The sequence below is a fragment of the Roseicella aerolata genome, from assembly GCF_020523605.1.
Lineage (GTDB): Bacteria > Pseudomonadota > Alphaproteobacteria > Acetobacterales > Acetobacteraceae > Paracraurococcus > Paracraurococcus aerolatus.
Window position 1 is genome coordinate 60,145 of record NZ_JAJAQI010000015.1, and the last position, 26,762, is coordinate 86,906.

Annotated in this window: 22 protein-coding genes; 7 read left to right on the forward strand and 15 right to left on the reverse strand. The window is 73.6% G+C overall.

The window, feature by feature from the left end; translation table 11 throughout:
* The first annotated feature begins 23 nt into the window (after positions 1-23).
* The gene (locus LHA35_RS11725; protein WP_226608453.1) at positions 24-755 is read left to right on the forward strand and encodes a transglycosylase SLT domain-containing protein; all 732 of its coding nucleotides are present in this window, start codon (positions 24-26) and stop codon (positions 753-755) included.
* 1 nt (position 756) lies between these two features.
* On the opposite strand, the gene LHA35_RS11730 is transcribed toward LHA35_RS11725, so the two are convergent.
* The 9 genes from LHA35_RS11730 to LHA35_RS11770 form a co-directional block, all read right to left on the reverse strand.
* The gene (locus LHA35_RS11730) at positions 757-1,395 is read right to left on the reverse strand and encodes a class I SAM-dependent methyltransferase (protein ID WP_226608454.1); all 639 of its coding nucleotides are present in this window, start codon (positions 1,393-1,395) and stop codon (positions 757-759) included.
* 113 nt (positions 1,396-1,508) lie between these two features.
* Positions 1,509-2,390, reverse strand: coding sequence for a DMT family transporter (locus LHA35_RS11735; RefSeq protein ID WP_226608455.1), 882 nt, complete (start codon positions 2,388-2,390; stop codon positions 1,509-1,511).
* 230 nt (positions 2,391-2,620) lie between these two features.
* Complete coding sequence (locus LHA35_RS11740; RefSeq protein ID WP_226608456.1) at positions 2,621-3,109, reverse strand: GcrA family cell cycle regulator; 489 nt, start codon at positions 3,107-3,109, stop codon at positions 2,621-2,623.
* Positions 3,110-3,345: 236 nt separating this feature from the next.
* Positions 3,346-4,953: an ABC transporter substrate-binding protein gene (locus LHA35_RS11745; protein ID WP_226608457.1), complete on the reverse strand. Its 1,608-nt coding sequence runs from the start codon at positions 4,951-4,953 to the stop codon at positions 3,346-3,348.
* Between the two features lie 250 nt (positions 4,954-5,203).
* Complete coding sequence (locus tag LHA35_RS11750; RefSeq protein ID WP_226608458.1) at positions 5,204-6,814, reverse strand: ABC transporter substrate-binding protein; 1,611 nt, start codon at positions 6,812-6,814, stop codon at positions 5,204-5,206.
* A 209-nt stretch (positions 6,815-7,023) separates the two neighbouring features.
* Positions 7,024-8,664: a long-chain fatty acid--CoA ligase gene (locus LHA35_RS11755; RefSeq protein WP_226608459.1), complete on the reverse strand. Its 1,641-nt coding sequence runs from the start codon at positions 8,662-8,664 to the stop codon at positions 7,024-7,026.
* A 73-nt stretch (positions 8,665-8,737) separates the two neighbouring features.
* Positions 8,738-9,421, reverse strand: coding sequence for a thioesterase domain-containing protein (locus LHA35_RS11760; RefSeq protein WP_226608460.1), 684 nt, complete (start codon positions 9,419-9,421; stop codon positions 8,738-8,740).
* Between the two features lie 234 nt (positions 9,422-9,655).
* A complete protein-coding gene (locus LHA35_RS11765) occupies positions 9,656-11,287 on the reverse strand; it encodes a GMC family oxidoreductase (protein ID WP_226608461.1) in 1,632 nt (543 codons plus the stop codon).
* A 118-nt stretch (positions 11,288-11,405) separates the two neighbouring features.
* Positions 11,406-12,380 (reverse strand): Bug family tripartite tricarboxylate transporter substrate binding protein, encoded by a 975-nt coding sequence (locus tag LHA35_RS11770; protein ID WP_226608462.1) that lies wholly within the window; start codon positions 12,378-12,380, stop codon positions 11,406-11,408.
* Positions 12,381-12,521: 141 nt separating this feature from the next.
* Between LHA35_RS11770 and phnC the strand changes: the two genes are divergently transcribed.
* From phnC to phnE (LHA35_RS11790), 4 genes are read left to right on the forward strand one after another with little or no spacing between them, the layout of a single operon-like run.
* A complete protein-coding gene (gene phnC, locus LHA35_RS11775; RefSeq protein WP_226608463.1) occupies positions 12,522-13,307 on the forward strand; it encodes a phosphonate ABC transporter ATP-binding protein in 786 nt (261 codons plus the stop codon).
* Positions 13,308-13,330: 23 nt separating this feature from the next.
* On the forward strand, positions 13,331-14,239 hold the full coding sequence (gene phnD / locus LHA35_RS11780; RefSeq protein WP_226608464.1) for a phosphonate ABC transporter substrate-binding protein: 909 nt from the start codon (positions 13,331-13,333) through the stop codon (positions 14,237-14,239).
* Between the two features lie 4 nt (positions 14,240-14,243).
* The gene (phnE, locus tag LHA35_RS11785) at positions 14,244-15,146 is read left to right on the forward strand and encodes a phosphonate ABC transporter, permease protein PhnE (RefSeq protein WP_226608465.1); all 903 of its coding nucleotides are present in this window, start codon (positions 14,244-14,246) and stop codon (positions 15,144-15,146) included.
* On the forward strand, positions 15,143-16,000 hold the full coding sequence (gene phnE, locus LHA35_RS11790) for a phosphonate ABC transporter, permease protein PhnE (RefSeq protein WP_226608466.1): 858 nt from the start codon (positions 15,143-15,145) through the stop codon (positions 15,998-16,000). The genes phnE (LHA35_RS11785) and phnE (LHA35_RS11790) overlap by 4 nt, the downstream gene beginning before the upstream one ends.
* A 224-nt stretch (positions 16,001-16,224) precedes the next feature.
* Here the strand turns inward: phnE (LHA35_RS11790) and LHA35_RS11795 are convergent, their stop codons facing one another.
* The 3 genes from LHA35_RS11795 to LHA35_RS11805 all read right to left on the reverse strand — a co-directional run bounded on the left by LHA35_RS11795 (position 16,225) and on the right by LHA35_RS11805 (position 19,779).
* Positions 16,225-16,653 (reverse strand): GFA family protein, encoded by a 429-nt coding sequence (locus tag LHA35_RS11795; protein WP_226608467.1) that lies wholly within the window; start codon positions 16,651-16,653, stop codon positions 16,225-16,227.
* 174 nt (positions 16,654-16,827) lie between these two features.
* Positions 16,828-19,422 carry an ATP-dependent helicase HrpB gene (hrpB, locus tag LHA35_RS11800; RefSeq protein WP_226608468.1) on the reverse strand — a complete coding sequence of 865 codons (2,595 nt, stop codon included), beginning with the start codon at positions 19,420-19,422 and terminating at the stop codon, positions 16,828-16,830.
* Positions 19,423-19,455: 33 nt separating this feature from the next.
* Complete coding sequence (locus LHA35_RS11805; RefSeq protein ID WP_226608469.1) at positions 19,456-19,779, reverse strand: hypothetical protein; 324 nt, start codon at positions 19,777-19,779, stop codon at positions 19,456-19,458.
* 319 nt (positions 19,780-20,098) lie between these two features.
* On the opposite strand from LHA35_RS11805, the gene LHA35_RS11810 reads away from it, so the two are divergent.
* Positions 20,099-20,362, forward strand: a complete 264-nt coding sequence (locus LHA35_RS11810) for a hypothetical protein (protein WP_226608470.1) — start codon at positions 20,099-20,101, stop codon at positions 20,360-20,362.
* A gap of 131 nt (positions 20,363-20,493) precedes the next feature.
* The gene (locus tag LHA35_RS11815; RefSeq protein WP_226608471.1) at positions 20,494-22,569 is read left to right on the forward strand and encodes a protein-disulfide reductase DsbD family protein; all 2,076 of its coding nucleotides are present in this window, start codon (positions 20,494-20,496) and stop codon (positions 22,567-22,569) included.
* A gap of 228 nt (positions 22,570-22,797) precedes the next feature.
* Here the strand turns inward: LHA35_RS11815 and LHA35_RS11820 are convergent, their stop codons facing one another.
* The 3 genes from LHA35_RS11820 to LHA35_RS11830 form a co-directional block, all read right to left on the reverse strand.
* The gene (locus tag LHA35_RS11820) at positions 22,798-24,480 is read right to left on the reverse strand and encodes a cation:proton antiporter (protein ID WP_226608472.1); all 1,683 of its coding nucleotides are present in this window, start codon (positions 24,478-24,480) and stop codon (positions 22,798-22,800) included.
* A gap of 28 nt (positions 24,481-24,508) precedes the next feature.
* A complete protein-coding gene (locus LHA35_RS11825; RefSeq protein WP_226608473.1) occupies positions 24,509-25,408 on the reverse strand; it encodes a universal stress protein in 900 nt (299 codons plus the stop codon).
* 266 nt (positions 25,409-25,674) lie between these two features.
* A complete protein-coding gene (locus LHA35_RS11830; protein WP_226608474.1) occupies positions 25,675-26,301 on the reverse strand; it encodes a DUF3124 domain-containing protein in 627 nt (208 codons plus the stop codon).
* Between the last annotated feature and the right edge of the window lie 461 nt (positions 26,302-26,762).

Here is a 26,762-nt window from a genome sequence, read left to right on the forward strand (position 1 = left end):
CCCCGGGGTGACAGGACAGCGTGGTGCCGCCCGGGTTTCTCCGCTGCCTGCTGCTCCTGCCGACCCTGCTTGCCGCGGGCCCGGCCCTTGCCCAGGGCCCGGCCGCCGAGGACCCCTGGACCGCCTGCCGCCGCGCCATCGCCGCGGCCGAGCCGCGCTCCGGCCTCCCGCCCGGTCTGCTGCTGGCCATCGCCCTGGTCGAGAGCGGGCGCAGCGACCCTCGCACCGGCCGCTTCGAGCCCTGGCCCTGGTCCCTGAATGTGGAGGGCGAGGGCCGGGTGCTGGACAGCCGTGCCGCCGCGGCCGCGGAGGTCGCGGCGCTGCAGGCCGCCGGGCGCCGCTCCATCGATATCGGCTGCATGCAGGTGAACCTGCTGCACCACCCCGACGCCTTCCCGGACCCGCAGGCGGGATTCGAGCCGGCCGCGAATATCCGCTACGCCATCACCTTCCTGCGCGCGCTGCACGGCCGCTTCGGTAATTGGGCGGAAGCCATCGCCAACTACCATTCCGGGGATGCCGGGCGCGGCGCGGGCTACCACCGGCGCATCATGCTGGCGCGGCTCGGCGCGGCCTGGGCGGCGGGCGGCGGCACGGTGCCGATCGCGGCGGCGAAGGGCCTCTGCGCGCCGGGGCTCCGGCCGGCGCTGAAGGTCGCGCGCCATGCGCCGAGGCCGCGCATCGCCTGCCAGAGGGTGGCACCGTCCCCCTCGCCCGCCGCCGGGGCCGAAGCCTGGCCCCGGACCCCGCCCTGAATCAGGCCGGCTGGGGGACGCGGACCAGGGTGAACAGCCCGAAAGGCGGGCAGGGCACGATCTCGGCGGCGGCGCGCGGGTCCTCCAGCAGGTCGCCCAGCGCGAAATCCGGATGCCAGCCGAGCACGCGCGAGAGCGGCGCCAGTGTCCGCTCCGCCCACCAGCGCAGGCCGCCCTCGGCGGCGAAGTGGTTCACGAAGAGGAGTTGCCCGCCGGGGCGCACCACGCGGCGCATCTCCCGGTAGAGCCGCCGGGCATCCGGCACCACCGTCGCGGTGAACATCGCCACCGCGACATCGAAGCTGCCATCGGCGAAGGCCATGGATTCCGCATCCATCTCCAGCAGCCCGACGACATTGCGCAACCGCCGCGTCGCCACCCGTTCCTGCGCGCGCAGCAGCATGTCGCGCGACAGGTCGATGCCGACCACCCGCTTGCGGGGATCATAGAGCGGCAGGGCCAGGCCGGTGCCGACCCCGACCTCGAGCACGCGCGTGCCCGGCAGCCCGTTCACCGCCGCAACGGCACGCCGGCGGCCGGGGCCGGAGACGGAGCCGAACACCTCGTCATAGACACCCGCCCAGCGGCGATAGGCCTCGCGCACCGCACCGGCATCGAGCGCCGCGCGGGGGTGGCCCATCCGGGCATCCTGGAGCAGCCTTGCCTCGCGAATGCTTGTGACCCCTTTATGAATGCCACGGAAGCCTGCGGGCTAGACTACCGGGACCGCCAAGGCAAGCCCGTTGGGCCGCATCATGTCTCGACCGGCTGCCTGGCGCGGCGGTCGGGCAACGCCACCAGCACCCCGCCCAGCGCAATGATCGCCGCCCCCAGCAGCGTCCACAGATCCGGCCAGTCGGCGAAGACCAGCACCCCGGCGATCGAGGCCCAGATGAGCTGGGTATAGGACATTGGCGCCAGCAGGCTGGCCGGCGCCCGGGCATAGGCCAGCACCAGCAGCCCATGCCCCGCCCCGCCCAGCAGCCCGAGTGCGGCCAGCAGCCCCCAGTCCGGCAGGGAAGGCGGCGTCCAGACGAAGGGCTGCGCCAGGCTCGCGGCGATCGAGGCGGCGAGGCCGGTATGCAGGATGGTGGTGCGCGGGTCGTCGATGGTCGCCAGCCGGCGCGTCATGATCTGGTAGACCGCGAAGAGCAGCGCGGTTCCGAGCGGCAGGATGGTGGCCCAGTGCGCCGGCTCCCCGCCCGTCAGGAAGGGCGGGCGGAGCGCGACCAGCACGCCGGCGAAGCCGATGCCCACGCCGAGCCAGCGCCGCTTCCCCACCCTCTCCTTCAGCCAGACCGCGGCGAGCGCGACGGTGAAGAGCGGCGAGGCGAAGCCGATCGCGGTGCAGTCGGTCAGCGGCAGGTAGACGAGGGCGGTCGAGAACATCAGGTTGCTCGCCGCCAGCAGCAGGCTGCGCACCGCCTGCAGCCCCGGCGCCCTGGACCGCCAGGGCAGCCGCCCCATCACCAGCCGGAAGAACAGCGCGGCGGCCAGCAGGCTGAACAGGAAGCGTGCCCACATCAGCTGCGGCACGGCATAATGCGCCGTCAGCAGCTTCAGCATGGTGTCCATGCAGACGAAGACGGCAAGCGCCGAGAGCTGCAGCGCGACGCCGGCGAGGCGGCCGTTCATCGAGGGATGGTGGGGCGGATCATGGGCGCAGCATCGCGGCGGCGGCGCGGCGCCGGAAGCGCGCGCTGCGAAGCCCCGGAATGCACGCGGCGCGCTGCGGCCTTCATGAACCGGTCATCGCTGGCGGGCTGGCATGCGGCGCTGCGCCGGCCATCGCCGCGGCGTCCGGCCCGCAGAAAAAAGCCCGGGCTGGGCCCGGGCATGGCGGCCGCGGTGCGGCGCCCCGCGGCCTAGGCGGCGTCTTCCCGCCGGTCGCGCACCCGCACATAGGCCACCGAGGCATGTTCGGCGCAGTAGGGCTTGCCCGGCGTCGCCTCGGCCGAGCAGAAGCGGAAATCGGGCGTGCCGGGCTCGCCGAGCGGCCAGCAGCAGCTGCGGGCGGCGACGCGCGGGAAGGGGCGCACCACGGCGGCGGGCGGCGGCGGGGCAGCCACCGGCGCGGCGGCCGCGGCCGGCGCCTCCGGCCGGCGCAGCGGCGCGGGCTCGCGCAGCGGCGGCGGCACGGCAAGGCGGCGCGGCTGCGCGGCGGGTCGCGGCGCCGCGCCGCCCTCCCCGGGCTCGCGGCGGATCGGGCTCGGCCGCGCCGGCAGGTTCAGCCGGTGCGCCTTGCCGACCACGGCATTCTTCGAGACGCCCATGCGCCGGCCGATCTCGGCCGTCGAATGGCCCTCCGCCCAGAGGCCGCGGAGCTGCTCGATCGCCTCAGCCGTCCAGTCCATGTGGCTCTCCCCGAACCTGACCCACTAGATGTTGCCACCCACAAGATACGGTAGGCCAACGCGGGTACTCACCACAAGTTCTGGCATGCAATCAGCACACGAAAATCTGTGGAAAAGACTGGGGAAAAGAATGAGCGGGAAAACATTCGCGCCTCTCAGTTAGCGTCTTAACGCGAACCGGGAGGCGCGTCGCCACCGAATACGCGCGCGGCGTGCGGCGCCGCGCGCAACCACAGCTATTGCAAGTCCACCGTCACAAGGTCCTGGAACCAGGATTGTGCGGAGACGAAGCCGCGCACCCGGCGCGACATGGCGCGCGGATTGAGGTCGTGCACGATGTACAGCCAGGGCGGGTTGTCGACCAGACGTTCATGCGCCCTGGCATAGGCCGCGCCGAAGCTCGCCTCGTCACGCGCATTCTCCAGCGCGGCGAAGGCCTCCTCGAATTGCGGGTCGTTCCATTGCGGCCAGTTGAAGCCGTTGGGCGGCACGAAGGCCTGCAGGAAGTAGCGCGCCGCGACCGAGGGGTCGGAGGAGGGCGAGGAAGGGTTGGCGGCGACCGAACCATTCAGGATCGGCGCGTCCGGCCCGCTGCGGATCGCGGTCAGCAGCGTGTTCCACTCCGTCACCTCGAAGGTGACGTTCACGCCGCAGGCCTCCTTCAGGTTCTGCTGCAGGAACTCGTTCATCGGCAGCGGCAGCATCTGGCCGGAGCCGGAGGCGGAGATCATGACCTTGAACTGAAGGGGGCGCTGCGGCGTGAAGCCGGCCGCGGCCAGCAGCGCCTTGCCCCTGGCGGGGTCGAAGCCGTAGCGGTGCTCGGGCCGGCCGAAATTCGGGTCGGACGGCTTGAGCCAGCCGATGGAGGGCTCCGCCGTGCCGTTCAGCAGCTGCACCAGGCCGGCGCGGTCCACGCAGTAGTTCAGCCCCTGCCGCACGCGCACGTCGCGGAAGGGCGTGTTCTGCCCGCCGAGCTGGAACATCCAGGGCCAGACATGCGGGTAGCTGTTGGTGACGACGTTGAAATTGGCCTGGCGCAGGCTCGGGATGGCATCCGGCGGCGGCACCTCGATCCAGTCCACCTGGCCACTGCGCAGCGCGGCGAGGCGGCTGTTCGCCTCCGGGATCGGCAGCAGCAGCACGCGGTCGAGCTTCGGCACCCGCGCCTTGTCCCAGTAGCCCTCATTCTTCGTCAGTTCCGCCGAGACGCGCGGGGTGAAGCGCGAGAGGCGGAAGGGGCCGGTGCCGGAAGCGGGAAGCTGCGCCACCTTCGCCCAGTCGCGGCCGGCCGTCTCCCAGCTCTGCGGGCTCGTCATCAGGATGTAGACGGCCATGTAGGGGAAGTAGCTGGCGACCCGCGTGGTGGAGATCGCCACCGTGTGGTCGTCGATCTTGCGGTAGCCCGCCATGATCGGGATGCGGGCGCGGGTGATGCCGCTGCCCGCCGGCTCGAATTGCGGGCTGTCCGATTTGAAGAAGCGGTCGAGGTTCCAGATCACCGCATCGGCGGTGAACGCCGTCCCGTCATGGAATCTCACCCCGCGGCGGAGGTGGAAGATCCAGGTCTTCGGGTCGGCCGGGTCCTGTTCCCAGCGCTCGGCGAGGCCGGGGCGCAGCCCCGCCGGGCGGGAGGCATCGGAGAGGTCCCAGAGCACCAGCCCCTCGAAGGCGGGATAGCCGAGGAAGCGCATCCCCTCGAAGCCGTTGTTCGGCATGCCCGTGGTGGTCGGCACATCGGCCGCCGTCATGGCGATGCGCAGCGTCTTCTGCTGCGCCAGCGCCGGCACCGTGCCCGCGATCAGCGCCGCGAGGCCGAGGCCCGCGGCGCGGTGGAGTAGGCTCATCAGCATGGTCCTCCCGGTCGGAAACCGGCAGGGCCTAGCAACAACCATGCAAGGGGCGCGTCGCCCCCGCGACGGGCCCGGCCAGGGCGCCCGCGCCGGGGATCAGGCGCCCGCCGGATCCGGCCCGGCTTCGGGCAGTCCGCCCGGGCCTGCAGCGGATGGCGTTTGGAAATGAACGCCAATCCACCTAGACCTTTGATTTTCGAGCAGGTTCACGCCTTCGGTCGTTCACGGCCTTCGGCGATCTGCTCTACTGCATGTCCACCCTGGCCAGGTCGATGAACCAGCTCTGCGGGCTGACGAAGCCGGTCACCCGCCGCGACATGGCCCGCGGGTTCAGGTCGTGCACGATCCAGAGCCAGGGCGGGTTGTCCACCAGCCGCTCATGCGCCGTCCGGGTGAGCGCCGCGCGCTTCGCCGGGTCGGTCTCCGTCTCCAGCGCCGCGAAGGCCGCGTCGAACTGCGCATCCCGCCAGTGCCCGGCATTCGAGCCGCGCGGGGTGACATTCGGCCCGAAGAACCAGCGCCCCATGGCCGATGGGTCGGAGGAATGCAGGCTGATGTTCAGCGCATCCGCCCCCAGCCATTGCGGCTGCCCCGGCTCGGCGCGCAGACCGCCGAGCAGCGTGTTCCACTCCACCACCTCGAAGGTGACGCGCACGCCGCAATGCTGCTGCAGGGATTGCTGCAGGAACTCGTTCATCGGCAGGGGCAGCATCTGGCCGGAGCCGCTGTTGGAGATGCCGATCCTGATGGAAAGCGGCTTCTGCGGGCCGTAGCCGGCCTCGGCCAGCAGCGCCTTGCCACGCGCCGCATCCAGCCGGTAGCGGTGGTTCGGGTTGCCGAAATTCGGGTCACTGGCTTTGAGATAGCCCACCGAGGGCTCGGCCATGCCGTTCAGCAGCGCCACCATCTCCTGCCGGTCGAAGCAGTAGTTCAGCGCCTGGCGGACGCGGATATCGGCGGTGGGGCTGCCCGCCTTGCCCGCGGCGAAGACCCAGGGCCAGATATGCGGATAGCTGCCCGTCACCACCTGGAAGTTGGAGGCGCGGAGGGAGGCGACGGCATCCGGCGGCGGCACCTCGATCCAGTCCACCTGGCCGCTGCGCAGCGCGGCGAGGCGGCTGTTCGCCTCCGGCACCGGCAGCAGCACCACGCGGTCCAGTTTCGCGCGATTGGCCGCGTCCCAGTAATTCTCGTTCCGCGTCAGTTCGGCCGATTGCCTGGGGACGAAGCGGGAGAGGCGGAAGGGCCCGGTGCCGGCGGCCGGCAGGGCGGCCACCTTCGCCCAGTCCCGCCCCGCCTGCTCGAAGCTCTGCGGCGAGGTGAGCAGGATATAGGCAGTGAGGTAGGGCCAGTAGGAGACGGGGCGGGTCGTCTCCATCTCCACCGTGAAGTCATCCACCTTGCGCCAGGCGGCGAGGACGGGGATGCGCCCGCGGGTGATGGCGCTGCCCGCCGGATCGAATTGCGGGCTGTCATTCCGGAAGAACCGGTCGAGGTTCCAGATGACCGCATCGGCGTTGAAGGGCGCGCCGTCATGGAAGGCGACGCCGCGACGGAGGTGGAAGCGCCACTTCTTCGGCTCCGCCTCGTCCTGCTCCCACCGCTCGGCCAGGCCGGGCTTCAGGTCGGACAGCTTCTTCGGGTCGGAATGGTCCCAGGCCGCCAGCCCCTCGAAGACGGGATAGCCGAGGAAGCGCATGCCCTCGAAGCCGTTGTTCGGCATGCCGGTGGTGGTCGGCACGTCGCTGGCGGTCATCGCGATGCGCAGCACCTTCTGGGGCGCCTGGGCGGCCGCCGGCAGCGCCGCCACAGGGGCGGCCAGCGCGGCGGCGAGGGCGAGCTTTGGAAATCTCATGCGAGGCTCCGGTCCCGGTTGCGGGCGGTGGCCTTGCAAGGATCGTGCTGAGGGATGGCGCCCCCGGCCCGCCCCGCCCGGCCCCGGCCGGGCCTGCCCCTCGGCGCGGCATCACGGGTGGTCGAGCCCCAATGGGATCGGGCTGACCGGGAGGGTGCCGGCCGGGTGCGCTGCGGCCCCGCAGGCCCGCCCGGGGGCGGTGCGCCCCCCTACCCCGCGCTGCGATCGCGGTATTTCTGCTTCAGGTCCGCCTTCCACAGCTTGCCGGTCGCGGTCAGCGGCAGGCTCTCCACGAACTCCACCTGGTCCGGGATCCACCACTTCGCCACCTTGCCTTCGTAGTAGCCGATGATCTCCTCGGCCGTCGGGTTCGCCCCCGGCTTCGGCACCACCAGCAGCAGCGGCCGCTCATCCCATTTGCTGTGATGGATGCCGATGACGGCGGCCTGCGCCACCGCCGGGTGGCCCATGATCAGGTTCTCCAGCGTGATGGAGCTGATCCACTCGCCGCCCGACTTGATGACGTCCTTGGCGCGGTCGACGATCTCGATGCAGCCGAGCTCGTCCACCGTCACCACGTCGCCGGTGCGGAACCAGCCATCCCCGGTGAAGGCCGGGTCGCCCGGGCGGTTGAAATACTGCTTCGCCACCCAGGGACCGCGCACCTCCAGCTCGCCGAAGGCGATGCCGTCATGGGGGATCTCCTTCCCCTCCGCATCCCGCACGCGCAACTCGATGCCGAACAGCGCGCGGCCCTGCTTGCGGGCGTAGTCGAGGAAGCGGTCCTCGTCCCAGTCGGCATTCTGCGGCAGGCGGGAATTGGCGGTGCCCAGCGGGCTGAGCTCGGTCATGCCCCAGGCATGGCGGATATGGACGCCGTATTCCTTGAGGAAGCCGGCATTGATCGGCGTCGGCAGGGCGGTGCCGCCGACCACCAGCCGCGGCGGGTTGCTGAATTTCCGGGCAGGGTCGGCCCGCAGCCATTGCAGCAGGGCGGTCCAGATGGTCGGGACGCCGGCGGAGAAGGTGACGCGCTCCTCCTCGAACAGCCGGTGCAGGCTGGCGGGGTCCAGCTTCGGCCCGGGCAGCACCAGGGAGGCGCCGGCCATGGCCGCGGCATAGGGGATGCCCCAGGCATTCACATGGAACATCGGCACCACCGGCATCACCACATCCTCGGCGCCGATGTTGAAGACATCCTTCTGCAGCACCGCGATGCCGTGGATGACGGTGGAGCGGTGGCTGTACAGCACGCCCTTCGGGTCGCCGGTGGTGCCGGAGGTGTAGCAGAGCGAGGAGGCGGAGCGCTCATCCAGCTCGGGCCAGTCGAAATGCTCCGGCTGGCCGGCGATCAGGCTCTCCTGCGCGATGACCTCGAAGCGGCCGCGCAGCGGGCAGTCGGCCGGGATCTCGGCCTCGGTCCCCATGATGACGATGGTCCTGAGGCTGGCCGGCAGCCGGTCCGCCAGCGCCTCCGCGCCCTTCACCAGGGTCGGGTCCACGAAGAGGTGGGTGTCCTCCGCATCCTTCAGGATGAAGGCGATCTGGTCGGGGAAGAGGCGCGGGTTCACCGTGTGCAGCACGGCGCCCATGGAGGAGACGCCGTAATAGACCTCGAGATGCCGGTGGTCGTTCCAGGCCAGCGTCGCGATCCGCTCGCCCTGCTTCACCCCGCGGGCCGCCAGCGCATGGGCCAGCTGGGCGGCGCGCGCCGCCACCTGCGGCCAGCCATGCCGGACCAGGCTGCCATCCGGCCGGGCGGAGACGATCTTCGCGCCGCCATGGTTCCTCGCCGCATGCTCCAGGATGGACGAGATGAGCAGCGGACGGTCCTGCATCAGGCCGAGCATGGTCGCGAGCCTCCCCCTGTATTTGCCTCCGATATGAGGCGCCCGGGGGGCCGGCGGCAAGGGCGGAGAGCGGTCAACCCTTGGGCGCGCCGGACGCGGCGCAAGGGGCGGAACCGCCCCCCGGGGCATGCGGCACCCCACGCGGCGCGCCGGACGAGGTGACCCCTTCCAACCCCTCGGCGAGTTGCTCCAGGCCGAGCGCGATCTCGAGCAGGGAGAGGCCGGCCGGGGTGCGGCAGTCCAGCATCCCGCTGACATCCGCATGGCAATGCGGCAGGTCGAGGTGCAGGTCGGCCTGGCCGCGTGGGGCCCCGCCATAGGGTCCGCCGATCGCCGCGACCAGGTCGGAGGGATGGACGCGCGGCCCGCCAGCGGCGCGGGCATTGATCCAGCGCCGCGCGCCCGCTTTCACCCGGCCGAGGAAGGCCGGGCCGACCAGGCGCGCCACCGGATCGATAGTGATCAGCAGCTCCACCGGCCTCCCCTCCTCCCCCAGCCGGGCCGCGATGCGCGCCGCGGCATGGCCGCCCCAGCTGTGGCCGACCAGCCGGATGGGCGTGCCGGGTGGCTGCGCCGCGATCAGGGCCCGGATCGCGCGCGCCTGGTCATGGTGCAGGTAGTGCAGGGCGCGGGTGGCGGCATCCGGCCGGGCAGCGAGGCGGTCATGCACCCGGCCGACCTTGCGCAGCGCGCGGTCGGCGGCGCCGCCGACGAGGATGAGGAGCGGGCGGGGCGGATCGGATCGCTGCTGCGGCATCGTCGGCCGTTATACCGCCCCGCGTCGATGCCGGCATATTGGTGCGGCCGCAATCGCCGGCGCCGCCTCGGGCGGCTGCCGGTCAGGATCTCTGCCTGCCGGCATGGCGCAAGCCGTGCCCTCCCGCCGCAGGGAAGCCCCCGGTTCCCAGGGGCCTTCGGCCTTTGGCGGTGGTTGGCGGCACGGCCGCCAAGGGGGCAGGCCCCCTGCCCGGGTGCGGGGGGGGGCGCGCCGCTATCCCGCCCGGATGAAGGCCGCCGCCCGCTCCCCGATCATCAGCGCCGCCGGCTGGATGTTGGAACTCGGCACCAGCGGCATCACGCTGGCATCCGCCACGCGCAGGCCCGTGACGCCCTTCAGCCGGAGCTGGCTGTCCACCGGCGCCAGGCTGTCCTCCCCCATCCGGGCGGTGCCGCAGGGGTGGTAGACCGTGCCGCCATCGCGGCGGATATGCGCCAGGATCTCCTCATCCGTCTGGACCTTGCCGCCGGGCGTCAGCTCCTCCTCGATCAGCCCGGCCAGCGGGGCCTGGGCGGCGAGGCGGCGGGCATATTTCACCCCCTCCACCATCAGGTGCTGGTCGTGCGGCGCCTCGAGGTAGTTGGCGCGGATCACTGGCTTGTCCGCAGGATCGGGGCTGCGCAGCGTGACGGTGCCGCGGCTGTCCGGGCGGCACTGGCAGGCGCTGAACATGAAACCCGGGAAGGGGTCCGGCCCCTGGTCGTAGCTGGTGACGGTGAAGTTGACGAAGAGGTACTGCATGTCCGGCTCCTCGGCGCCGGGCAGCACGCGGGCGAACAGGTTGGCCTCCGCCGCGCCGATCGACATCGGGCCGCGCCGGTCGAAGGCGTAGCGCGCCGCCATGCGCAGCTTGCCCAAGGGGCTGCGCATCATCTCGTTCACCGTGCCGCAGGGCTTCACGCGGTAGCGCATGCGCTGCAGGAAATGGTCCTGCAGGTTCTGCCCGACACCGGGCGCGTGCAGGAAGGTCTCGATCCCCCTCTCCTGCAGATGCGCGCCGTCGCCGATGCCGGACAGCATCAGGATATGCGGCGTGCCGATGGCGCCCGCGCTCAGCACCACCTCCCGCCGCGCCTCCCAGCGCTCCAGCCCCTGCGGGCCCTTCACCAGCGCGCCGATGCAGCGCGTGCCGTCGAAGAGCAGGCGCTGGATCGGCCTCTCCGGCATGATCCGCAGGTTCGCGCGGCTGCGCGCGGGCCGGAGGAACATGTCGCCGGCATGGCTGCGCAGGCCGCGCTTGATGTTGAGCGGCATGGGCCCGGCGCCCTCATGCCAGGCGCCGTTGAAGTCCTTCACCCGCTTGTGCCCCATGGCGAGCGCCGCGGCGATGAAGGCCTGCGCGCCGGGCGAGGTGTGCCGCGCCTCCGAGGTATGGATCGGCCCGCTCGTCCCCCGCTCCTCCGAGGGCTCGCCGGTCCAGGTCTCCATCTTCTTGAAGAAGGGCAGGCAGTCGTCATAGCCCCAGCCGCGGGCGCCGGACTGCGCCCAGCGGTCGTAGTCGCGCGGGCTGCCGCGCAGGAAGACCAGGCCGTTCACCGCGCCGGAGCCGCCGACGACCTTGCCGCGCGGCCAGTGGATGCTGCGGCCGTCGAGCCCCGGCTCGGGTTCGGTATGGAAGCGCCAGTCATACTTCCCGCTGGCATAGAGCCGGGCGAAGCCGGCGGGGATGCGGATCCAGGGATCGCGCCAGGCGGCCGGTCCCGCCTCGATCAGCGCCACCTGGGTGCCGCTGTCCTCGCTGAGCCTTGTTGCGATGACGCAGCCGGCCGAGCCGGCCCCGAGCACCAGGATGTCCGTGGTGTGCACCGTCGCGACCTGGTCGCGCTGGATCGAGCCTTCGGGCATTCGCCGTTTCCTCCGCCTTTGGCGGGAGGATGGCATGCGGATCCGCGGCGGCGAAGGGGTGGGCCGGGGCAGGCCGGGTCAGGGGCGGGATCTCCGGCCCCGCCGGCCCCGGGCCGGCTCAATCCGGCTTGATCCCCGCATCCCGGATCAGATCGCCCCACATCACCGTCTCCTCGGCCAGCGTCTTCCGCAGCGCCGCCGCATCGCCGGTGGTGATGACCACGCCGTTCTCCGCCATGCGGGCGCGGAGATCGGCATCCCGGGTCACCGCCGTCAGCGCCGCCTCCAGCCGCGCCAGCACCGGGGCGGGCGTGCCGGCGGGGGCGAAGAGGCCCTGCCAGAACACCACGTCGAAGCCCGGCAGCGCCTCCGCGACCGGCGGCAGGTCCGGCAGCAGGGGGAGGCGCTCGGCCGAGGAGATGGCGAGGCCGCGCGTGGCCCCCTCGCCCAGCACCGGCAGCGCCTCCAGCACCGCCTGGAACATGGCCTGGATGCGCCCCGCCCGCAGGTCGAGCAGCGCCGGCGCGCCGCCCCGGTAGGGCACATGCGTCACCTCGATCCCGGCGCGCCGGGCAAAGAGCGCCTGGGCCAGGTGGTTCACCGCGCCGGTGCCGCTGCTGCCGAAATTGAGCTTCCCCGGATTGGCCTTCGCCCAGGCGATCAGCTCCGCGGTGCTGCGGACGGGCAGGCTGGGATGGACATGCAGCACGAAGGCGGTGCGGAACACCGTGCCGATCGGCGCCAGTTCCCGCATCGGCTCCTTCGGCGTCAGGTTGGGCTGCAGGCCCGGATTGATGGCGAGGGTGGAGGTGCCCATCAGCAGGGTGTAGCCATCCGGCCGCGCCTGGGCGGCGGCGGTATTGGCCACGGCCGTCGCGGCGCCGGCGCGGTTCTCCACCACCACCGGCACGCCGAGTTCGCGCGCCATCCGCTCGGCCACCGCGCGGGTGGTGATGTCCGTCACGCCGCCCGGCGGATAGCCCAGAAGCACGGTGATGGCGCGGTCCGGGAAGGGCGCCGGCGCCTGGGCACGCGGCACGCCGGGCAGGAGCAGGAGAGGCGCGCCGAGGGCGGCGCGGCGGCGGATGGTCATGGACGTTCCCCGGACTGGTTGCACCCAGGCTGGCCGCGCCGCGCCTCCGGATCAAGCCCCCGGTCTCCATCGGGATATCATGCCCCCGTCATCCGGCTGTCACCGGCCGCCTGTAGAGCGGCCGCGAGACAGGGGATGCCGATGCTCGAGCTGCAGGGCCTCACGCGGTGCTTCGGCGCCGTGACGGCGGTGGATGCCGTGACGCTCACCGTGCCGGCCGGCCAGATGGTCGGCGTCATCGGCCGCTCCGGCGCCGGCAAATCGACGCTGCTGCGCATGATCAACCGGCTGACCGACCCGAGCTCCGGCCGCATCCTGCACCGCGGCCGCGACATCACCGCGCTGCGGGGACCGGCGCTGCGGCGCTGGCGCACCGGCTGCGCCATGATCTTCCAGCAGTTCAACCTCGCCCCGCGGCTGGACGTGCTGACCAATGTGCTGGTCGGGCGGGTGAACCACGTACCGGCCTGGCGCGCGCTCACGCGGCTCTGGCCGGAGGCGGACCGCGCCATCGCGCTCTCGGCGCTGGCGCAGTTCGACATGGCGCAGCTCGCCGCGCAGCGTGCCGGCAGCCTTTCGGGCGGGCAGCAACAGCGCGTCGCCATCGCCCGCGCCCTGGTGCAGGAGCCACAGGTGATCCTGGCCGATGAGCCGGTCGCCTCGCTCGACCCGCGCAACGCGGCGCTGGTGATGGGCGCGCTGGCGGCCATCAACCGCGACTTCGGCATCACCGTCCTGGTCAACATCCATTCGCTCGACCTCGCCCGCGCCTATTGCGAGCGGCTGGTCGGGCTCGATGCCGGGCGCCTGGTCTTCGACGGCCCGGCCGCGGCGCTGACGGAGGCGGCCGCGCGCCGGCTCTATGGGCTGGAGGCGGCGGAGGCGGTCGGAGCAGAGGCGCCGTCCCGCATTCCCGTCCCCGCCTGATCCCCCCACCGGAGACCCGACTCATGCTCAGCCGCCGCACCCTCCTCGGCGCCAGCGCCGCGCTGGCCGCCGCCCCCGTCCCCCTGCACGCCCAGGCCTGGCGCAGCGCCTATCCGGAGCTGGTCTTCGCCGTCATCCCGTCGGAGAATTCCCAGGGCGTGGTGAACCGCTGGACGCCCTTCGCCGAATACCTGGCGCGCGCCAGCGGCACGCGCGTGACGCTGCGCGTCGCCAATGACTATGCCGCGGTGGTCGAGGGCCAGCGCGCCGGCAACATCCATGTCGCGCAATACGGCCCCTCCGCCTTCGCCCGCGCGCTGATGACCGGCGCGCCGGTCGAGGCCTTTGCGATCGAGGTCAATCTCGACGGCAGCAAGGGCTATCACTCGGTCTTCTACGTGCGGAAGGACAGCCCCTTCCAGGCGATCCAGGACCTGCGCGGGAAGAATCTCGGGCTGGTCGATCCGAACTCGACCTCGGGCAACAACGTGCCGCGCCATGCGATGCACCGGATGGGCATCAATCCGGAGCAATTCTTCGCCCGCGTGATTTACACCGGCAGCCACGAGAATGCGGTGATCGCGCTGCATCAGGGCACCGTCGACGTCGCCGCCAATTGGTGGAACGACGAGAGCGAGAGCAACCTGCTCCGCATGGACCGCAAGGGCATGGTGAAGGCGGGGGATTTCCGCATCATCTTTAAGTCCGAGCAGATCGTGAACTCGCCCATGGCCTATCTCGCCGGCCTGCCGGCCGAGCTGAAGGCGGCGATCCGCATGGCGGTGCTGGAGCTGCCGCAGCGCGACCCGGCACTGTTCGAGCGGCTGACCGATGGCAAGGCCCGCCCCTGGGAGGCAACGGACAACGCCGCCTACCAGCCGATCATCGAGCTGAACCGCTTCGTGGACGGCCTGCGCCGGCAGCGGAGCTGAACCCTTGCGCAGCGGCGGCGCCGGCCTGATCGTCCGGCCCTCGGACCAGCTCGCGCCGCTGGCGGCGGCCTATGGGGCGGTGCGCGCGGCGGAGCGCCGCCGCCTGCTGGCGGGCACCACCGTGACGCTGGCGGCGGTGCTGCTGAGCGGCTGGGTCGCGCAGGTGAACCCTGCCCTGCTCTGGGAGAAGGGCGGCAATTTCCTCGGCTATTTCGGCCGGATGCTGAGGCTGGAAGCCGGCGCCCAGGCCGGGCAGCCAGTCTGGGCCGACCCGGCGGAGTGGTTCTGGGGCCTGCCGCACTGGCTCTCGCTGCTCGGCGACACGCTGCTGATGGCCTATCTCGGCACCCTGCTCGGCGCCGCCGGTGGCTTCGCCTGCGGCCTGCTCTCGGCCGGCAACATCCTGCGGAATCCCTGGCTGCGCGGCACAGTGAAGCGCCTGCTGGAATTCTGCCGCACGGTGCCGGAACTCGTCTTCGCCCTGGTCTTCGTCATCGCCTTCGGGCTCGGCCCGCTGCCGGGCGTCCTCGCCCTCGCCCTCCACAGCTTCGGCGCGCTCGGCAAGCAGTGCGCGGAGGTGGTGGAGAATATCGACATGAAGCCGGTGGAGGGCGCGGTCGCCGCCGGCGCCTCCTGGACCGCCATGGCGCGCTTCGCCGTGGTGCCACAGGTGCTTCCGGGCTTCCTCAGCTATGCGCTGCTGCGCTTCGAGATCAATGTCCGCGGGGCGGCGGTGCTGGGCTTCGTCGGGGCCGGCGGCATCGGCCAGGACCTGGTCGAGGCCATCCGCAAGTTCTACTACAACGACGTCGCCGCGCTGCTGGTGCTGATCATCCTGACGGTGGTCGTGATCGACAGCCTGACCGGCCTGCTGCGCCACCGCCTGCTGGCGGAGCGGCGGGCATGAGCGACAACCTGCTGCGCGCCGACGCGCTGGCCCGGCTGCCGGCGCTGCGCGCCGCGCATCCGGCGCAGTTCCGCCTGGTGACGCCCGGGCGCGCCGCCGTCACCGGGGCCTTCCTGGCGGGCATGGCGCTGTTCGCCCTCGGCATCTGGCGGCTGGAGATCGCACCGGGGCGCATCCTCTCCGGCCTCGGCGAGCTGCTGCGGTTCCTCGCGCTGATGCTGCCGCCCGATCCCGGCACCTTCGCCAATGTCCGGCTGATCCTGCATGCGCTGGCCGAGACGCTGGCGATCGCCTTCCTGGGCACGTTGCTGGCGGCGCTGCTCGGCCTGCCGCTCGGGCTCCTCGCGGCGCGCAACGCCACCGTCAACGCCGTGGTCCGCTTCCTGTCGCGGCGCCTGCTCGACAGCCTGCGCGGCGTGGATGCGCTGATCTGGGCGCTGATCTGGGTCAGCGTCGTGGGCCTCGGGCCCTTTGCCGGCGTGCTGGCGGTGATGACCGGCGATATCGGCCTCTTCGGCAAGATGTTCTCGGAGGCGATCGAGGCCGCCGAGCGCGGGCCGCAGGAGGGCGTGGTCGCGGCCGGCGGCGACGGGCGGGCGCGGCTGCGCTTCGGCGTGCTGCCGCAGGTGCTGCCGGTGATGGCGGGGCAGGTGCTCTACATGATCGAGAGCAACGCGCGTTCCTCCACCATCATCGGCATCGTCGGGGCGGGGGGCATCGGGCTGGTGCTTGCCGAGATGATCCGCACGCTGGAATGGCCCACCGTGTCCTTCATCCTGCTGCTGATCCTGGCGATGGTCGCGGCGATCGATGCCGTCTCGGGCCGGCTGCGGCGGCGGCTGATCGGGGCCTAGAGCAGATCGCCGGAGGCCGTGAACGACCGAAGGCGTGAATCTGCTCGGAAAACAAGGAGCTACAGCGGATGAGCGTTCAGTTCTGAACGCAATCCGCTGTAGAGCCGGTCGCCCCCGGGCGTGAGGGCCCGGGAGACGGGCTCTACGTTCCCATCCATGATTGCCAGCGGCGGGCGTTCAGCCATGGGTGCCCGCCGCCGGTGCGGCCGGGCACCCGCCGCGCGCTATTCCGGCACCATCTCGCCCGAGCCGCCGATCTCCGCCGGGAAGTCCTTCATCTTGGGCAGCCCGTCCTTCATCGGCAGCACGGTCTCGGCGTAATTGACATGGACCTGCGGCACGAAGGGCAGTTCGGGGAGGGTCGCGGCGAAGACATCCACCAGGTTCAGCGGCGGGTGCCGCGTCATCAGGTGGCCGCCGCAGAGCCGGCAGTACTGGCGGTGGCTCATCTCGGTCTTGGCATAGGTCGCCAGGTGCTCGGCGCCCTTCGTCACCTCCACCGCCTCCGGCGGCCAGAGGGTGAAAGAATTGACCGGCCCGCCCGACCAGGACCGGCAGGACCGGCAATGGCAGTAGCCCATGCCGGTGGGCTGGCCGGTGGCGCGGATCTCGACCGCGCCACAGAAGCAGGTGCCGGTGAATGCGCCGTTCATGCTGTCCCTCCCCCGTCATGTGACGATGGCGGCAGTCTCGCCCCATGGCCCCGGGGCGCCATCTGACATCGTGTTGATGCGGGGACAGCACGGCGCCCGCGGTGGCGCCAGGCCCTGTCCGCCCCGTCGCACGGGGCGGGACGCCGCAATGGGTCCGGGCAGGCGGCGCCGGCGCTACCGCCCCGGCCGCGGCGGGTCGGGCTGCGCCGTCGCCGGGTCCTCCGGCCAATTGTGCCTGGGGTAGCGGCCGCGCATGTCCTTGCGCGCATCCAGCCAACCGCCCTTCCAGAACCCGGCCAGGTCGCCGGTGACCGCGATCGGCCGCCCGGCCGGGGAGAGCAGCGCAACCTGCAGCGGCACCCGGCCCTCCGCCAGCCGCGGCAGTCCGGCCAGGCCGTAGAGGTGCTGCGCGCGGGCCTCCAGCGTCGGCACCTCCCGCGCATAGTCGATGGCGGCGCTGCGGCCGGCTGGCAGGGGCAGGCGCGGGGGCAGGGCGGCGTCCAGCCGCTGCCGCTTCTCCCAGGGCAGGGATTGCAGCAGGATGTCGGGCAGGTTCAGGCCGGAGAGTTCGGAGAGCTTCGTCATCCCGTGCAGATGCGGCGCCAGCCAGTCCTGCACGGTGGCGATCAGCGCGGCATCGGAGAGGTCGGGCCAGGCCGCGCCCGCCGCATCCCTCTCCCCTGCGCCTTCGGCGCCTCCGTCCCGCGCGCCTTCGGCGCCTCCGTCCCGCGCGCCTTCGGCGCGACGCATCCAGCCGATGCGGGCCTGCACCTGCCGCGCCGTGCCGGTCCAGGGCAGGTCGCGCAAGCCCCGCTCCGCCACGGCGGCGGCCAGCGCGGCGGCGACCGCGGCGGGATCGGCATGCGGGATGGTCGCCTCCTCCAGCACCAGCGGGCCGAAGCGGAGCCGCCTGCGGGCCTGGACGGCGCCCGCCCGGGCATCGAAGGCCGCGCCCTCCTCCCGCACGAAGCGCTCGGGGAAGCGCGCCTCCAGCGCCGCGCGGTCGATCCTTGCGGCCATGCGGATGCGCGCCTCGGTGCCCTGGAGCTCCAGGTCGGCCACCGCCAGCAGCGGCGACTTCGCCAGCGGGTCGGTCGCCGCCAGCCGGGCACCCTGGCCGCTCGCCAGCCGGAAGGCGCCGGCCATGACGCCCCGCATGGCGGCGATCCGGTCGGGGAAGCCGGCGGCCAGCAGCGCGCCGGGATCGCCCTCGGGATGCGTGCTGCCATGCACGCCGAGCCGCCGGCGGTGCAGCGCCGCGGCGCGGCGGATGCGCTGGATGGCCGGGCGGTCGGCGTTCGGGTGATCGCCGCCATGCAGCAGATCGAGGCGGAGCGTGACGTCGCTCGGCGCCTCCCGCCCGCGGATCGGGTCGCGCTCCTCCAGCAGCGCGGCGAGGTCGGCGGCCATGGCCTTCTCCCCCTCCGTCTCCGCCGCCGCCAGCATGCGGGCGAGGCGCGGATGGGTGCCGAGGCGGGCCATGCGCCGGCCCATCGCCGTCACCCGCCCCGCCCGGTCCAGCGCGTCGAGCTCCGCCAGCAGCGCCCGTGCCGCCGCCATGGCGCCGGCGGGCGGCGGATCGAGCCAGGCGAGCGAGGCCGGCTCCGCCCCCCAGGCGGCGAGGTCGAGGGCGAGGCCCGAGAGCTCCTCCTCCAGGATCGCCGGCCGGTCCTGCGGCGCCAGGCCGCGATGCAGCGCCTCCGACCACAGGCGGATGGCGATGCCCGGCGCGGTGCGGCCGGCGCGGCCGGCGCGCTGCTCGGCCGCGGCCTTGCTGATGCGGACGGTGACGAGGCGGGAGAGGCCGGTGGCCGGATCCAGCCGTGGCGCCCGGCGGAAGCCGCCATCCACCACGATGCGCACGCCGGGGACGGTCAGCGAGGTCTCGGCGATGGAGGTCGCCAGCACCACCTTGCGCCGCGGCCCGGGATTCAGGGCACGGTCCTGCTCGGCCGGCGGCATCTCGCCATGCAGCGGCAGGACATCCGCCTCCACCCCGCCCAGCCGCTCGGCGGTGCGGCGGATCTCGCCCCAGCCGGGGAGAAAGGCGAGGACATCGCCTTCATGCGCCTTCAGTGCCGCGCGGATGGCGCCGGCCATGGCCTCCGGCAGGTCGCGCGGATCCTGGATGTCGCGCGGGCGGTGCTCGATGGCCACGGGGAAGGCGCGGCCGAGGCTCTCGATGGTCGGCGCGTCGCCCTGCGGCCAGGTCGGCGCAGCGCCGTCCGGCGCGGCGCCATGGACCGGCCCGCGTCCCATGAGCCCGGCGAAGGCGCCGCCATCCAGCGTCGCCGACATGGCCAGCAGCCGCAGCTCCGGCCGGAGCGCGCGCTGCAGGTCGAGGCAGAGGGCGAGCGCCAGGTCGGTGTCGAGGTTGCGCTCATGCGCCTCGTCGAACAGGACGCCGGCGACGCCCTCGAGGCCCGGGTCGGACTGCAGGCGGCGGACCAGCAGCCCCTCCGTCACCACCTCGACGCGCGTGGCGGCGGAGACGGCGCGGTCGAGGCGCGTGGCAAGGCCGATGGTCTGGCCCGGCGCGCCCTCCCCCACCAGCTCGGCCATCCGGCGCGCCGCGGCCCGGGCCGCGACCCGCCGGGGCTCCAGCACCAGCAGCTTCTGCCCCGCCGCCCAGGGCTCGTCCTTCAGCACCAGCGGCACCAGCGTGGTCTTGCCGGCGCCGGGCGGGGCGATGAGCAGGGCGTTGGAGCCGGCGCGCAGCGCCGCGGTCAGCGCCGGCAGCGCCTCGGTCACCGGAAGGTCGGGGAGCATGGCCGCGCTTATAGGGGCGCGGCCCCGGGCGGGTCAGCCCTCCTCGCTGTCCTCGTCCTCATCCTCCTCGTCGAGTTCCACGAGGAAGACGGCGAAGTCGTCGGCATCCTCGCCGATCGAGCCGCTCTCCTGCGCGTCGGCGAGGCCCTCCTCCCAGCGCGTGGTCTCGGCCTCATCGGCCTCCCGCACCGCGAGCGCTGCCTCGCCGTCCCAGAGCGGGCGGCCTTCGGATTCGAATTCCTGCAGGTCCGGGCCGATCAGGGTGGAGAGCAACTCCTCCGCCGAGTCGCGGGTCTCCTCGGCGAAGACGAGGACGGGGCGGCCCGCGACCTCGACGGTGAACAATGTCATGGGCATGGGCCTTCCTGTTGGGTGGGGCGGGGGTTTAGCGGCGGATGGGACGATCTGGCGAGGGCACGGCCCGCCCGGCCTCCGCCTCCGGGCGGGCGGTGGGACGGTCCGCGCCCGGAGCATCCTCGTTCCTCTGTTCCGGCATCCCTGTTCCTTCCGGCCCGACACCGGCGGGGCGGCGGGCGCGGCTGGCTCCGCCCCGGTAGCGGGCCGCGGCGGCAGGAGTTCCGGCGGCGATGGCGGAAACCCCTGCGCCGCGGGCCGGCCCGTGGACAACCCGGCCCCCTCCGGCGGCGTTCTCCCCGGCAGGATGGAGGGAGCCGGGATGGCCAGCCTGCCCGAGCCGGAGGAGGCGCTCCTGCGGGACCTCGCCCGCGCCGTGGCCCGGCACCGCCGGGCGGGCGGGGTGCTGGACGACCTGCCGGCCGGGCAGCGGGCGCTGCTGCAGGCCATGAACGCGCCGCAGCGCGAGGTCTTCATGGCGGAACTGGCGGCCGCGGAGGCGGAGGCCGGCCGGAACGGCCTGCGGTCGATGCTCGGCCGCTGGCAGGCCAGGCGAGCGGCCACCGCGCCGGAGGAGGGGGCCTGACGGCGGCGTGACGCCCGGGGCTCCCGTCCCCGGGAAGGCCGCTGCCGCCCGGCGATCCCTGCGGTCCGCGACAATCCGCAACCCGGCGGTGCTTGCTTTGGCGGCGCGGCATTCCGTTCTATGGCTGCGCCATGGCCCGCCTGTTCCTCGCCGCCCTTCTCCTGCTGCTTGCCCCGCTGGTTTCCCCATGGGCGGAGGCGGCGGAAAGCCCTGCCGTCCGGTCGCCGCGCGCCACCGCGACCCTGGTCGCCGCCGCCGATGCCGTGGCGCCGGGCGAGGCGGTCGAACTCGGGCTCCGCCTCCGCCTCGCCCCCGGCTGGCACAGCTACTGGGCAAATCCCGGCGATGCCGGCGCACCGCCCGAGGTGGCCATCCTCTCGCCCGCCGGCGCCGAGCCCGGCCCGATCCGCTGGCCGGCGCCGCAGCGCATCCCGACGGGGCCGCTGGTCAGCTTCGGCTATGAGGGCGAGGTGCTGCTGCCCTTCCGGATGGCGGCCCCCGCCGGCCTCTCGCCCGGCGACTGGCTGACCATCGAGGCCGAGGCGACCTGGCTGGTCTGCGCCGAGATCTGCATCCCCGAGGAAGGGCGCTTCCGCCTCGACCTGCCGGTGGCCGCGGCCGGGCGGCTCGATGGCAGCCTCGCCCCGCTCTTCACCTCGGCCGAGGCCGCCGCCCCCCGCCCCTCCCCCTGGCCGGCGCGGGCGGCGCTGGACGGGGCGCGCGGCAGCCTGACGCTGACGGGCGAGGGCCTCTCCCCCGCCACTGTGCGGGAGGCCTTCTTCTTTCCCGAAGAAGGCGGGCTGCTGCACAACGCCGCGCCGCAGCGGCTGACCCTGGCGGAGGGCCGGCTGACCCTGGCGCTTGCCCGGCCGGAGGGGGCGCCGCTGCCCGGGACGCTCGCCGGCGTCGTCGTCCTCACCGATGCCGCGGGGGTGCGCGCCGCCTATGCCGTGGCGGCGCCGGTCGGCGGTGCCGTGGAGACGGGGGCATCGGCGCTGCCGCTCTGGCAGGCGCTGCTCTCGGCCTTCCTCGGCGGGCTGATCCTGAACCTGATGCCCTGCGTCTTCCCCATCCTAGCGATGAAGGCGATGGCGCTGGCCCGCCTCTCCGGCGCGGCGCGGGCGGAGGTGCGGGCCCATGCCGGCAGCTACACCGCCGGGGTGCTGGCCACCTTCCTGGCGCTGGCCGGGGTGCTGATCGCGCTGCGCGCGGCGGGCATCGCCGCCGGCTGGGGCTTCCAGTTCACCGCGCCCGCCTTCGTCGCGGCGCTCGCCTGGCTGATGCTGGCGGTCGGGCTCAACCTCTCGGGCGTCTACCACCTCGGCGGGGCGGTCGGGACCGGCGCGACCCTGGCGGCGCGCGGCGGCCATGCCGGCAGCTTCATGACCGGCGCGCTGGCGGTGCTGGTGGCCACCCCCTGCACCGCGCCCTTCATGGCGGCCGCCATCGGCACCGCCCTGGCCCTGCCCATGCCGGCGACGCTCGCCGTCTTCGCCGCGCTCGGCCTCGGCCTCGCCGCGCCCTATGCGCTGCTCGGGCTCTTCCCCGGCCTTGCCGGGCGCCTGCCGCGGCCGGGCCCCTGGATGGAGCGGCTGCGCCAGGGCCTCGCCTTCCCGATGTACGGCGCCGCCGCCTGGCTGGCCTGGGTGCTGGCGCAGCAGGCCGGGCCGGACGGGCTGGCACTGCTGCTGGCGGGGGCCGTGCTGCTGGGCTTCGCGGCCTGGGCGCTGGGGGCGGCGCAGCGCAGCGCCGGCCGCGGCGGGCGCCGGGCCGGCCGGGCGCTGGCCGGCGCCGCCGCCCTCGCCGCGCTGGCCCTGCTGCCCGGCCTCGCCGCCGCCCCGCCCGCGGCCAGCGCGGCGGAGGCGGGCGCCGAGCCCTGGTCCGCCGCCCGGGTCGCGGCGTTGCAGGCGGAGGGAAGGCCGGTCTTCGTCAACATGACCGCCGCCTGGTGCATCACCTGCAAGGTGAACGAGCAACTCGTGCTGAAGGCGGCCCCCGTGCAGGCGGGCTTCGCCGCCCGGAACATCGCCACCCTCAAGGGCGACTGGACCCATGGCGATGCCGCCATCGGCGCGCTGCTGCGCGAGCACGGGCGGGAGGGGGTGCCGCTCTACCTGCTCTACCCCGCCGGCGGCGGCGCGCCGGCCGTGCTGCCGCAGGTGCTGACCGAAGGGATCGTGCTGCGGGCGCTGGACGAGGCGGGCTGACACGGCCCTGACAGCAGATCGCGGGACGCCTTGCACGGCCGGACGCGCAGACCTGCCCGAGGACCCATGCGCTGCGGCGGATCGGCGTCCGGCCTCGGGCGCCATCCGTTGCAGCGGCGCCGGCCGGCCTCCCCCCTGGCGGATCGCCTCCAGGAGTGAACGCCGATCCGCTGCCGGCCCTGGCGGCGAGAAGGCGCGGGCTCCCGCCCCGGACGCCTGCCCTGCCGGTCAGCCGCACCGGCCGGCCGCCAGCAATTCGGCGGCGCGATCCGCGGCATCCTGGAAGGGGAGGAGCACGAGGTCGGCGCCGCGCGCGCGCAGGTCGTCCACCTCGGCCTCCGCATGCGCCGTCACCGCCACCCGGCCGCGGAATTGCCGGCTCCGCAACGCCTCGATCAGCGCGAGGCGATGGTCCTCATGCGTCAGCCCGCCCGCATGGCCGGGGATGGAGGAGATGGCCCAGCGCGCCCCGGCCAGCGGCAGCGTCGCGACCAGTTCCGGGTCCGTGGCATCGCCATAGACCGCCTCGAAGCCCTGCCGGTGCCAGTGCCGCACCGCCTCCGGGTCGAAATCCACTCCGAGCACGCTCAGCCCATGCGCCCGCAGCCGGTGCGCGATCGCGCCGCCGAAGCGCCCGAGGCCGAACACCACGACATCCACCTGGCCGTCCGGGCCCGCCCCCGCGCCGCCGGCTGCCGTCGCCTCGCGCCAGGGATGCCCGCGCTCGAAGAGGCGGAGCGGCCGGTCCAGCCAGGCTGCGAGGCGGTGGGAATGGGTGATCATGTAGGTGGACAGCGCGATGGTCACGAGCCCGACCAGCGTCACCAGCCCGAGCGCCGGCTCCGCCACATGCCCGAGCGCCACGCCCATCGCCATGAAGATCAGGGAGAACTCGCTGATCTGCGCGACCGTCAGCCCCGCCAGGAAGCCGGTGCGGCGCCGGTAGCCCATCGCCCCCATGATGGCGACGACGATCAGCGGGTTGCCCACCAGCACGAAGACCGAGAGGGCGAGGGCGGCGCCGACCTGCTCGCCCAGCAGGCCGAGGTCGAGCCGCGCGCCGAGGGCGATGAAGAAGAACAGCAGCAGGAAGTCCCGCAGGCTGGAGAGCCGCGCCGCGATCGCCTCCCGGTAGGGGGTCGAGGCGAGGGAGACGCCGGCCAGCAGCCCGCCCAGCTCCTTCCCCAGCCCGACATAGTCGCCGATGGCGGCCAGCAGCGCCGCCCAGCCGATGGCGAAGCCCGCCAGCAGTTCCGGCGCCCGCGCCAGCCGCGCCGTCAGCGGCCCGGCCAGGAAGCGGATGACGAGGCCGACCGCCAGCAGCATCGCCCCGCCGCCCGCGACGACGCGGGCGAGGCCGGCGAGGGCGGTGGCCTCCCCCGCCCCCGCGGCCATGGCAGAGACCACCACCATGGCCAGCACCACGACGATGTCCTGCACGATGAGGAAGCCGAGCGCGATGCGCCCGTGCAGGCTGTCGATCTCGCGCTTGTCCGAGAGCAGCTTCACGATGATGATCGTGGAGGAGAAGGTGAGCGCGACCGCGACATAGAGGCTGGTCAGCGGATCGAGGCCGAGCGCCAGGCAGAGCAGGAAGCCGATGCCGGCCGTGAAGGCCACCTGGCCGAGGCCGGTGGCGAGCGCGACCGGGCCGAGGCTGCGCACCAGCCCGATATCCAGCTTCAGCCCGACCAGGAAGAGCAGCACGGCGATGCCGAGTTCCGACAGCAGCGCGATATGCTCGTCCGACCGCGCCACGCCGAGCGCCGCCGGGCCGGCGAGGATGCCGGCGGCGATCAGGCCAACGATCAGCGGCTGGCGCAGCAGCATGGCGAGCAGGCCGGCGGCGGCGCCGAGCACGAGCAGGGCGGCGACCTCGTAGAAGACCGAGGCCGCGAGAACATGTTGCAAGATGCGTCTCCTCAGCGCGGGCGGCGGGTCACCGCGCCGCCTCCGGCGGGACGGCCAGCGCGTCGCAGCGGATCGCGGCCAGCACCTCGGCCGCGACGCTGCCGAGCAGCGCCCGGCGCAGGCCGCCGGCGCCCGCCGTGCCGATCACCAGCAGGTCGGGGCGCAGCCGGGCGGCGGCCTCCTTCACCACCGTCGCGGCCCGGCCCTCCTCGACCAGCCGCAGCGGCGGGCGATCGAGCCCGAGGCCGGCGGCGAAGCGGTCCAAGGCGCCCCGCGCCTCGCGCGCCGCGTCCTGGGCATGCGCCCTCACCTCGGCCTCGGGCAGGTTGGCGAGGGCGACGGCGCCCATGCCCGGCGGCTCGAAGGCATGCAGCAGGGTGAGGTCCGCGCCCGCCAGCAGCCCGAGCCGGGCGGCGGCGCGCAGCGCGCGGGCCGCATGCTCCGAGAGGTCGGTGGCGGCGAGGATGCGGCGATAGGGGCCGGCGGGCGGCTGGTTGACCATCAGCACCGGCTGCCGGCCGTGGCGCATCACCCGCTCGACCGTCGTGCCGACGAAGATGTCGCGCAGCGGCCGGCGGCGATGCTCGCCGAGCACGACGAGATCGACCGACCGTGCCTCGGCTATGCGCAGGACGGCCTCGAAGGGGTCGCCTTCCTCGACCAGCGGCGTCGCACCGGCCGCCTGCAGTTCCGGCAGCCCGGCCGCCTGCTGCCGCAGCAGTGCCCAGGCCTCCCGCCGCTCCGCCTCCACCAGGCTGCGCGGCTGGTCGTCGTCCACGGCATGCAGCAGCAGGAGCTCGGCCTCCATGGCCCGGGCCAGCAGGCCGGCGCGGCGGAGCGCCCGGTCCGAGCGCGAGGACAGGTCCGTCGCGGCGAGCAGCCGCCGCCTGGCCTGGCCCGCCGCGGCCGGGTCACCGGTCTGGGACATGTCGGTTCTCCTTCGTCACCCCTGCCGCCCCGCCCAGGCCATCGCGCGTGGTCCGGGCGCTGCGATGCCGCGCCTGCGGCGCCGCGGCGGCCGGGCGGATCAGGTGACGGAATCCATACGGGAAATTCGCCTCCCTTTCATCCGCCGGCCGGGTCCTCCGCCCGCGGCTTCGACGCGGCCGCGGCGCGCCGCCCCGGTTCCGGTGCCTTCCGGCCGGGCGGGCCGCCGGGGCCGGCCCCCCGGCCCGCCCTGGCCGGCGCGGAAGGCTATTCGCCCGGCCGGCCAGGGGCGGCGCCGTCGCCGGTGGCGGTCACCAGGCCGCGGCCGACCAGGGTGATCCCCGCGTTCCGGAGCCGCCCGACCATCACCGTCTCGATCAGCGGGTCGGTCCCGCCTTCGGGGATCGACCACTCCACGAGGTAGTTGGCGCCCGGCCCGCCGGCCGGGTCCCTGCGGTCGATGAAGAACTCGGCCGTGGCCATCGCGGGCACCGCATGCGGCCGGTCCGCCAGGCGCAGCAGGAGCGTCCCGGCCGTGTCGTAGTAATCAACCCGGTGCACCACCAGCTCATGGTCCGGCGAGGTGTTGCGGAGGCTGAGCGTCACGGCGAGCCCCGCCTGCACCTCGCGGTCGCCGATATAGAGCGTGGAATAGACCGGCACATAGGTCACGCCGCCACGCGCGGCGGGCGGCGGCGGGCCGTCGAGCGGGCGGAAATGCGCGAGGTCCGGCCGGAGCTCCGCCTCCGCGATCTGCCTGCGGTCCTCCGGCGGCCAGGTCCGCTCGGCCCATTGCAGCACCAGCACCATGGCGGCGCCCCAGCTCGCGAAGACGATGACACCCACCGCCCAGAGGCGCAGGAATGTGCCGAATTTCAGTTCGCCAATCTTCACCCCGCCACTCCCCCAGTGCTGATCAATACGTTCCTGTTCAACCGCCCGGAGTGATCATGGGCGCCACGGTCCGGCGACAGCCTGAACGAGCCTGCGCGATGCCGGCTGCAAGGATGCGCGGCGAAGCCTGCCAGGCACCTCCCCATGGGCTTGCCGATGACGCCCCGGCGCCGTTGCAGGCAGCGGGCCGTCGCGGCGCTGAGCGCCGGCTGCCGGGCCCCGCATGCGTCAGGCAGCGGCCGGCGCGGCGGCCCCGCCCGGTCTCCACGCCGTGGCGCGGCCCGCGCTGCTTCCAAGGGAGGGCTGCCTGCCATCCCCGGGCGGCCATCGGGCAGGCCGCCCCGCCTCGCGCCCGGCTCCGCCGGGATCCGCGCCGGCCGCGCGAGAAGGTCGCCGCCCCGGCACCGAGGCGCCGGCAGCACGCTCCCTTCCTGTCACGCATCCGTCGCCGCGCCGTCATT

What these genes read in the sequence shown, in the direction of transcription:
- LHA35_RS11730 (WP_226608454.1), bottom strand. Translation starts at nt 1,395, where the DNA reads ATGGGCCACCCCCGCGCGGCGCTCGATGCCGGTGCGGTGCGCGAGGCC.
- LHA35_RS11735 (WP_226608455.1), bottom strand. Translation starts at nt 2,390, where the DNA reads ATGAACGGCCGCCTCGCCGGCGTCGCGCTGCAGCTCTCGGCGCTTGCC.
- LHA35_RS11740 (WP_226608456.1), bottom strand. Translation starts at nt 3,109, where the DNA reads ATGGACTGGACGGCTGAGGCGATCGAGCAGCTCCGCGGCCTCTGGGCG.
- LHA35_RS11745 (WP_226608457.1), bottom strand. Translation starts at nt 4,953, where the DNA reads ATGAGCCTACTCCACCGCGCCGCGGGCCTCGGCCTCGCGGCGCTGATC.
- LHA35_RS11750 (WP_226608458.1), bottom strand. Translation starts at nt 6,814, where the DNA reads ATGAGATTTCCAAAGCTCGCCCTCGCCGCCGCGCTGGCCGCCCCTGTG.
- LHA35_RS11755 (WP_226608459.1), bottom strand. Translation starts at nt 8,664, where the DNA reads ATGCTCGGCCTGATGCAGGACCGTCCGCTGCTCATCTCGTCCATCCTG.
- LHA35_RS11760 (WP_226608460.1), bottom strand. Translation starts at nt 9,421, where the DNA reads ATGCCGCAGCAGCGATCCGATCCGCCCCGCCCGCTCCTCATCCTCGTC.
- LHA35_RS11765 (WP_226608461.1), bottom strand. Translation starts at nt 11,287, where the DNA reads ATGCCCGAAGGCTCGATCCAGCGCGACCAGGTCGCGACGGTGCACACC.
- LHA35_RS11770 (WP_226608462.1), bottom strand. Translation starts at nt 12,380, where the DNA reads ATGACCATCCGCCGCCGCGCCGCCCTCGGCGCGCCTCTCCTGCTCCTG.
- phnC (WP_226608463.1), top strand. Translation starts at nt 12,522, where the DNA reads ATGCTCGAGCTGCAGGGCCTCACGCGGTGCTTCGGCGCCGTGACGGCG.
- phnD (WP_226608464.1), top strand. Translation starts at nt 13,331, where the DNA reads ATGCTCAGCCGCCGCACCCTCCTCGGCGCCAGCGCCGCGCTGGCCGCC.
- phnE (WP_226608466.1), top strand. Translation starts at nt 15,143, where the DNA reads ATGAGCGACAACCTGCTGCGCGCCGACGCGCTGGCCCGGCTGCCGGCG.
- LHA35_RS11795 (WP_226608467.1), bottom strand. Translation starts at nt 16,653, where the DNA reads ATGAACGGCGCATTCACCGGCACCTGCTTCTGTGGCGCGGTCGAGATC.
- hrpB (WP_226608468.1), bottom strand. Translation starts at nt 19,422, where the DNA reads ATGCTCCCCGACCTTCCGGTGACCGAGGCGCTGCCGGCGCTGACCGCG.
- LHA35_RS11805 (WP_226608469.1), bottom strand. Translation starts at nt 19,779, where the DNA reads ATGCCCATGACATTGTTCACCGTCGAGGTCGCGGGCCGCCCCGTCCTC.
- LHA35_RS11810 (WP_226608470.1), top strand. Translation starts at nt 20,099, where the DNA reads ATGGCCAGCCTGCCCGAGCCGGAGGAGGCGCTCCTGCGGGACCTCGCC.
- LHA35_RS11815 (WP_226608471.1), top strand. Translation starts at nt 20,494, where the DNA reads ATGGCCCGCCTGTTCCTCGCCGCCCTTCTCCTGCTGCTTGCCCCGCTG.
- LHA35_RS11825 (WP_226608473.1), bottom strand. Translation starts at nt 25,408, where the DNA reads ATGTCCCAGACCGGTGACCCGGCCGCGGCGGGCCAGGCCAGGCGGCGG.